The organism is Streptococcus sp. SM3 (assembly GCF_027497875.1).
The window spans coordinates 1-7,941 of the sequence record NZ_JAJNSA010000110.1 but is presented as its reverse complement, the minus strand read 5'-3'; the positions used below and the strand labels follow the sequence as shown (position 1 = coordinate 7,941).

Sequence of the window (7,941 nt, the reverse complement as noted above, 5' to 3'; positions counted from 1 at the left end):
CTGATCGCCAACACTTCGAACATGCCAGTAGCGGCGCGTGAAGCTTCCATCTACACAGGGATTACTATTGCCGAATACTTCCGTGATATGGGCTACTCCGTTGCCATCATGGCGGACTCTACTTCTCGTTGGGCAGAAGCTCTCCGTGAAATGTCTGGTCGTCTAGAAGAAATGCCAGGGGATGAAGGTTACCCAGCCTATCTCGGTAGCCGGATCGCCGAATATTACGAGCGGGCAGGTCGGGTCAAGACACTTGGAACCACTGCGCGCGAAGGTTCGATTACCGCTATCGGTGCCGTTTCCCCTCCAGGTGGAGACATTTCAGAGCCGGTAACGCAAAATACCTTGCGGATTGTTAAGGTCTTCTGGGGATTAGATGCTCAATTGGCCCAACGTCGTCACTTCCCAGCCATCAACTGGTTGAGTTCTTATTCCCTTTACCAAGATGAAGTCGGTCGCTATATCGATCTACATGAACAAATCAGCTGGTCTGAAAAAGTGACCCGCGCTATGAATTTGCTTCAAAAGGAAAGTGAATTGCAAGAAATCGTCCGCTTGGTTGGTCTAGATTCCTTGTCTGAAAAAGACCGCTTGACCATGAATGCGGCCAAGATGATCCGTGAAGACTACCTACAACAAAATGCCTTTGATGAGGTCGATACCTATACCTCTTTCAGCAAGCAGGTGGCCTTGTTGACCAACATTTTGACCTTTGACCAAGAAAGTCAAAAAGCACTAGAATTAGGAGCTTACTTCACAGAAATCATGGAAGGAACCGTGGCTCTTCGAGACCGCATTGCCCGTAGCAAGTTCATCCATGAGGATCAGTTGGCAACCATTCAAGCCCTGAAAGAAGAAATCGTAGAAACCCTACACCAAATCGTCGCAAAAGGAGGAGTAGACAATGAGCGTGATTAAAGAATACCGTACTGTCAGCGAAGTTGTTGGCCCCTTGATGATTGTCGATCAGGTCGAAGGAGTTCACTACAATGAATTGGTAGAAATCAAGCTCCATGACGGAACGACCCGTCAGGGACAAGTCCTCGAAGTCCAAGAAGACAAGGCCATGGTCCAGCTCTTTGAAGGATCTAGCGGGATCAACTTGGAAAAAGCCAAAGTCCGCTTTACCGGACGTCCCCTAGAACTTCCTGTGTCTGAAGACATGGTGGGACGCATCTTTAACGGGATGGGCAAACCCATCGATGGCGGTCCAGAGATTATCCCAGAGAAGTACTTGGACATTGATGGACAAGCCATCAACCCTGTTTCACGGGACTATCCAGATGAATTTATCCAGACAGGGATCTCAGCCATTGACCATTTGAATACCCTAGTTCGGGGCCAAAAACTCCCCGTGTTTTCAGGTTCTGGTCTTCCTCACAAGGAATTGGCAGCTCAGATTGCTCGTCAAGCGACGGTTCTTAATTCGGAAGAAAACTTCGCCGTGGTCTTTGCGGCCATGGGAATTACCTTTGAAGAAGCCGAGTTCTTTATGAACGACCTTCGGGAAACCGGTGCCATTGACCGCTCTGTCCTCTTCATCAACCTAGCCAATGACCCAGCTATTGAGCGGATTGCGACTCCTCGGATCGCCTTGACAGCTGCCGAATATTTGGCCTATGAAAAAGACATGCACGTCTTGGTTATCATGACGGATATGACCAACTACTGTGAAGCCCTTCGGGAAGTATCTGCTGCCCGCCGGGAAGTTCCAGGTCGTCGGGGCTATCCAGGTTACCTCTATACTAACCTCTCAACCCTCTACGAACGTGCAGGACGCTTGGTTGGAAAGAAAGGATCTGTGACCCAAATTCCGATCCTCTCCATGCCAGAAGATGACATCACCCACCCCATCCCTGACTTGACAGGCTACATCACCGAAGGTCAGATTATTCTGTCCCGTGATCTCTACAATAGTGGTTACCGCCCACCGATCAATGTTCTTCCATCCCTTTCCCGTTTGAAGGACAAGGGTTCTGGTGAAGGCAAGACTCGGGAAGACCATGCGGCGACCATGAACCAGCTCTTTGCGGCTTACGCCCAAGGGAAACAAGCCAAAGAACTAGCTGTAGTGCTTGGAGAGTCTGCCTTGTCAGATACCGACAAGCTCTATGTTAAATTTACGGACCGCTTTGAGCAGGAATACATCAACCAAGGCTTCACAACCAATCGGACGATTGAGGAAAGTTTGGATCTCGGTTGGGAACTCTTATCCATCCTTCCACGAACAGAGCTTAAACGGATCAAGGATGAGATGATTGACAAGTATCTGCCAAACAAAGAGGATTAGCCTATGGCACGATTAAATGTAAAACCAACTCGGATGGAACTCAATATTCTCAAAGAGCGCCTCAAGACAGCAACCCGGGGGCACAAGTTGCTCAAGGATAAGCGGGATGAACTCATGCGCCGCTTTATTGAAGCTGTGCGTGAAAATAATCGTCTGCGCCAAAAGGTGGAGGCAGCGCTGGTGGGCAATATGCAAGATTTCGTGATGGCCAAGTCCTTAGAGAGTGACCTCATGGTAGAAGAAATCTTTGCTGTACCGACTCGAGAAGTGATGCTCCATATCGAGGAAGAAAATGTCATGAGTGTGCGCGTGCCCAAGCTCCATGCCCGTATCGATAATCCATACGGAGAGGATGAAGGGGACGTGGTTTATAGCTACCTCGCCTCCAACAGTCAAATGGATAGCACGATCCAAGAAATGGGGGATCTACTCCCAGATTTGCTCAAGTTAGCGGAAATCGAAAAAAGCTGCCAACTCATGGCAGATGAAATCGAGAAAACCCGCCGTCGAGTGAACGGACTCGAGTATGCGACCATCCCAGACCTCAAAGAGACTATCTATTATATCGAAATGAAACTCGAAGAAGCCGAACGCGCCAACCTCGTCAGAATCATGAAGGTCAAATAAGATACAAAGCCCGTAAAATGCAAAGTGAAAATAGGGAGCAGGACAGAAGCACTGTTGTATAGAATGCTTCGTTGTCCTGCCCCCACAAGGCTGATTAGGATTTTTCCGAGCTCTTAAAGCGAGAGAAAAATCCAATCAGCTACTGTGCCTTTGAAGTTAGTACTATTACAGTTTGCGTTTTTCACCCAGCTTTTCAGCCGGCCTCAATTACTTAAAAAAGACAAGAACCTCATCAAGAAACCATTCCTTGATGAGGCTTTTTTACGCCCTCGAACTCTTCTTCCACCACCCCTTTTTATGTTACTAGTTTGTAACAATGTGACAAGAAAGACGAAATGTTACAAGAAAAATACAGTTTTGTTAAATAGCCAAAAAGGCCTTTTATTATTTTTAAATTGTGATAAGATAGTATAGTAGTTCATTTGTCCAAGAAAATCTTGAACAAAAAAACAAAGAAAAAAGAGGATAAAAGATGAAATTAAAAGTTAATACGAAAGCCTTGATCGCTTCAACAGTAGCTCTTGCAGTGATTCCATTTACAAAAGCCACTGCAGAAACACTTGAAGATTGGGTAGCTCGCTCAGTAGATGAAATCAAACATGATATCCAACAAAGCGGTGAAAACCAACAAACTTATACCATCAAATATGGTGATACATTGAGTTCGATCGCAGAAGCGCTTGGAATCGATGTACATGTGTTGGCAAACTTGAACAACATCAGCAACATGGATTTGATCTACCCAGGTACTGTTTTGAAAACAACAGTAAATGATCAAAAAGAAGTAACTTCAGTTGAAATCCAAACTCCTCAAGCAGGTGCGACAGATGCAACCGTTGCAAGTGCTGACTTGACAACAAACCAAGTGACAGTTGATGACCAAACAGTCGCTGTCAACGATTTGTCTAAACCAGTAAACGAAGATAACAAAGCTGTTCCAGTTGCTCCAGCAGCGGAAACTCAAGAAGCCCCAGCGGAAGCTCCAGTGGTTGAAGTACCAGCAGCAGAAACACCAGCACAACCAGCTGTTCCAGAAACACCAAACTACGGTGCTCCAGCTGTCAATGTTGAAGTACAAAATCAAGAAGTAGCGCCAGCTGCTGCTCCTGAAGCTCCAGCTGCTCCTCAATCTGCTCCAGTAGCAGAAGAAGCTCCAGCAGCACAACCAGCAGCAGAAACGACTGCAGCACCTGAAGTGCAACCAGTAGCATCAACTCCAACAAGCGGAAATACTATTCCAACTGATCCAAATCTTCAACCGCAAGCGGAAGCTTTCCGTCAAGAAATTGCAGCGAAATTCGGTATCACAAACATCGGTGGTTACCGTGAAGGGGATCCAGAAGACCATGGTAAAGGACTTGCAGTAGACGTGATGGTTCCAACAAATTCAGAGCTTGGAGATCAAGTTGCACAGTATGCGATTGATAACATGGACCGTGCAGGTATCTCATATATTATCTGGAAACAACAATTCTACATGCCAGTAAATAACATTTACGGACCAGCTAATACATGGAACCAAATGCCGGACCGTGGTGGAGATACAGCAAACCACAACGACCACGTACATATCTCATTTAACGGATAATAAAACTTTGAACTAGGACAAGTGCCTAGTTCTTTTTTTGTATGCACAAAAAAGGCCGGAAGATGAATCTTCCAGCCAGACGATGATTATAAAATATGATCGACTTTTTCCACCTGATAAAGGGCAATGGCCATGATAATGGTTAAGATCAGGAGCATAAGAATGGCAGGTGTCCAAGAGTGGAAGAGAGATTTGCTGTAGCCGAAGAGGATGGGACCAAAGGCTGCAAAGACGTAGCCTCCTGTTTGGGCAAGACCAGAAAGTTGAGCTGTTTTTTCAGGTGTGCTGGATTTCATGGAGAAAGCGACCATGAGGTAAGGGAAGAGCGAACTAACAGAACTGCCAATTAGGGCATTTAATACCAACCAGTAGAAGAAGTTGCTGGTCGGGATTAAGAGCATGGCTACCCCCAGAATCCCTGCTCCGACAACAATCGCAAGCATCAAGCGTCGATTGCGATCGGATAATCGTGTCGTTAAACTTGGGATCGTCAAGGAGAATGGGAGACTGATCAGGGTGAACACGGAGGCCAGTAGTCCAGATTCAACCTTTGAAAGGCCAGCTTGAACAGCCATGGTCGGAAGCCAGGTCATACTTGTGTAGAAAAGCAGTGACTGCAAGCCTCCGAAAATCATGATAGCCCAGACATATTTATTGGTATACCACTTGCTACTAGATTCTGTAGTGGCCGTCTTTTTTAGATGGTGGTTGTAGCGAAGGTTAGGAATCCAGATGACCAAAGCAAGAGCACACAAGGCTGTCAAGATGTTGACCAAACCTTGCCAAGAAGTGGCTTTGGTGATCGGAACGGCCAAAGAAGAGGCGATCGCTGTGGACATCCCCATAGAAGTGATGTACAAAGTGGTCAGAATGCCTAGTTGACGGGGTCTGTTCGCCTGAATGAGGCTTGGAAGTAGCACATTGAGAAAGGCGATGCCAGCTCCAATCAAGATGGTTCCCAGATAGAGGAAGGGGAGGTTGATAATCCGAATGGCAGATCCGATCGTAATCGCGATCAAAACTAGGAAAAAGAGGCGCTCAATCCCCAACTTTTTAGCAAATTGAATCGCAAAAGGTGAGAAAATGGCAAAGGTGAGAAGTGGCAAGCTAGTCAATAGTCCCAGAGAGCTCACATCCACCTCCAAACCAGCTGCGATGTCAGACAAGACCGTCGGAAGCGTAGTAAATGGTGTTCGTAAAACAATCCCAAGCATAATGATGCCCGGGATGAATAGCATAGAATGTGTTTTTTTCATAAATCCTCCTCAGACAAAAATTCTCTTCATTATAACATAGATGGAGCATAAATTGGAGTATTAGTGCAAATGAAGGGTAAGGAACGTAGTTCTCACTGTCATTCGAACTGCATCAACGTACCTAAGCTCGCTAACGTTCGCTAAAGGAATAAGGAACGTAGTTTTCGCTTCGCTCAAACTGCATCAACGTACCTAAGTTCGTCTACGCCCCTATTGGACTTGACTCACTAAGGTACGTAGAAAAAGCCACCGGTTTTGGTGGCTCTTATAGGGAGATTATTATGAAAAAGTTTAGGATTTTCTATCAAACAAAGTTAGGAGGTCTTTATTTGATGGTTTTATTATAAGGCGGTTTGCTTAAAGAAAACTTAAGAAAAGGCGCTGATTGAAAGAATCGGTCTAAAGTCTGAGACGTCTTTATTCACTGAAGAAATCAATGCCGGTTTTGTTGAGTTCGTTGACCCGTAACATGAATTTTGTCTTGATTTGAACAAGCGGGCTTCCGAAATTTTCAAGTGCAATCAAGCCTTCCAGGGCTTTTAGGACCTGCTTGGCACGGTAGATCCCTTCTTTGTCATTTAAGCCAAGGAGGGCATAGACCTGCATAAATTCTAACTGCATGGAAATACTGGTGTTTAAAATCGGTTTGCGCTTGCGAAGCTGGTTAATTGATTGAAGAAAATTCAGAGCTTCTAGGTAGAGTTCTTTTTTAATAAGATAGTTGGCCAGATTTAACAGCAAAGAGGCCAACGCATTGGCAGAGTAGGCAGAATAACTGCTTTCAAAAAGTTCCAAGGATTCCTTTCGAATCTTAGCGACGACTTCATAGGGCAAGACAGATAAAAGGGCAATGGTGAAGTCTTGCTCAATTTCATTTTGATAGGCAAACGGCACTTCTTGAGCGATTCGTTGAATCGAGACAGGTGCGTCCTCCAGGTGGATTTCTTTTCCCATCGCGTTATTGACATTGATTTCAAGCGAACGCAAATAGAGTTGCCAGAGCTCTTTGTTCTCCTCGGCAACAGGTGATTTTTCGTGCTTTAAGCGCTCAATAATGGACAGAAAATCCATGTTTTCTTGATTGATATGTTTCATCAAAATGGGGCTGAAATTTTGAATAGTTAAGCCAGGATAATGGGACAAAAAGGTGTCCCAATCCACCCCCATAGACAGCAAGAGGCGAGAGAAGGTCTCGATGGTCACTCCTTTTTGAGAACGCTCAAATTGGCTGAGGAACTGAGGAGAGACAATATCTGCAGCGACTTCTTTTAGAGAAAGACCGCGTGCTTCACGAATTTTACGGAATGTTGGACCAAATGGCGAAGATGAGGACATAGGGGAACTTCCTTTCAATTATCATACCATTAGTATACCTCAAAAAAGGCTGGAATTAAACTCAGAGTTTAATTTTTGACAAAAAAACTAGAAATTCTTCGATTTTTAAGAAAAATGAAACTATAGTTTACATGGCCCTTTTTTAGGGAGGGATTTTTGATAAAATAAGGTCAATTCTAGAAGATAAGCTTATAACAAAAGGAGATTTACAATGACGACACAAGAAATTTTACAACTATTAGATGAAAAGCGCGTGCTAACGGCCCCTGCAGCAGTTGCTTGGGATGAAGTTCAACGGCAACAAAACCGATTAAATAAAGCAGCGAAGAGACTCAATGGGCCAATCACGGTCACACTGGCCCTCAATCTTCTTTTCGCCTTTACGATTTTTCTCTTAGAACAAAGTCACCTCATGCACGGTTTTCTACTGATGCTCGGATTGATGGGTGGGTTGATTGCGATCAAATATTTTGTATTTGTAGCCCCAGCCAAGCAAGCTCTTGCCAATGCCCAGGCCCTTTATAACCAGGAAATCAGCCAACCAGCCTACCAACAAGGGATGCAAGGTTTCCCGCAAAAATTTTACAATTACCACGATCTCTTCCGACTGTATAACTTAATTGCAGAAGGACGTGCCTCTACCTTGCCAGAAGCCTACAATCTGCTTGAAATGCAACAATTCCAAGAAACGCAAGTCAATCTGCAAGAAGAAGCCAATGCCCTACAAGCTGATATCGCACGTAGTTCAAGGGTCAGCGCCGTTGCTAATGTAGTCACTGCTTACAATACTTATCGTATCCACAAAGATATGTAATGTCAAAAAGATAAAAGATGAAAAAACCTCC

6 protein-coding genes and 1 pseudogene are annotated in these 7,941 nt (G+C 44.9%); 5 read left to right on the top strand and 2 right to left on the bottom strand.

Annotated features, from left to right (window positions below; genetic code table 11):
• The 4 genes and pseudogenes from PAN06_RS12025 to PAN06_RS12010 all read left to right on the top strand — a co-directional run.
• Window positions 1-918: pseudogene (locus PAN06_RS12025) on the top strand (V-type ATP synthase subunit A); the annotation flags it as partial.
• Entirely contained in the window at window positions 905-2,290 is a 1,386-nt protein-coding gene (locus tag PAN06_RS12020) for a V-type ATP synthase subunit B (protein WP_003002370.1), read from the top strand. The pseudogene PAN06_RS12025 and the gene PAN06_RS12020, both read left to right, overlap by 14 nt.
• A 3-nt stretch (window positions 2,291-2,293) precedes the next feature.
• Window positions 2,294-2,917 (top strand): V-type ATP synthase subunit D, encoded by a 624-nt coding sequence (locus tag PAN06_RS12015; protein ID WP_003009455.1) that lies wholly within the window; start codon window positions 2,294-2,296, stop codon window positions 2,915-2,917.
• A gap of 472 nt (window positions 2,918-3,389) precedes the next feature.
• Entirely contained in the window at window positions 3,390-4,505 is a 1,116-nt protein-coding gene (locus tag PAN06_RS12010) for a LysM peptidoglycan-binding domain-containing protein (protein WP_223141451.1), read from the top strand.
• Window positions 4,506-4,591: 86 nt separating this feature from the next.
• On the opposite strand, the gene PAN06_RS12005 is transcribed toward PAN06_RS12010, so the two are convergent.
• Both PAN06_RS12005 and PAN06_RS12000 read right to left on the bottom strand, forming a co-directional pair.
• Window positions 4,592-5,761, bottom strand: a complete 1,170-nt coding sequence (locus PAN06_RS12005) for an MFS transporter (RefSeq protein ID WP_201089619.1) — start codon at window positions 5,759-5,761, stop codon at window positions 4,592-4,594.
• A 417-nt stretch (window positions 5,762-6,178) separates the two neighbouring features.
• Window positions 6,179-7,096 carry a helix-turn-helix transcriptional regulator gene (locus tag PAN06_RS12000; RefSeq protein ID WP_049489195.1) on the bottom strand — a complete coding sequence of 306 codons (918 nt, stop codon included), beginning with the start codon at window positions 7,094-7,096 and terminating at the stop codon, window positions 6,179-6,181.
• A gap of 211 nt (window positions 7,097-7,307) precedes the next feature.
• Between PAN06_RS12000 and PAN06_RS11995 the strand changes: the two genes are divergently transcribed.
• Window positions 7,308-7,910: a hypothetical protein gene (locus tag PAN06_RS11995; RefSeq protein ID WP_049486045.1), complete on the top strand. Its 603-nt coding sequence runs from the start codon at window positions 7,308-7,310 to the stop codon at window positions 7,908-7,910.
• Window positions 7,911-7,941 lie beyond the last annotated feature (31 nt).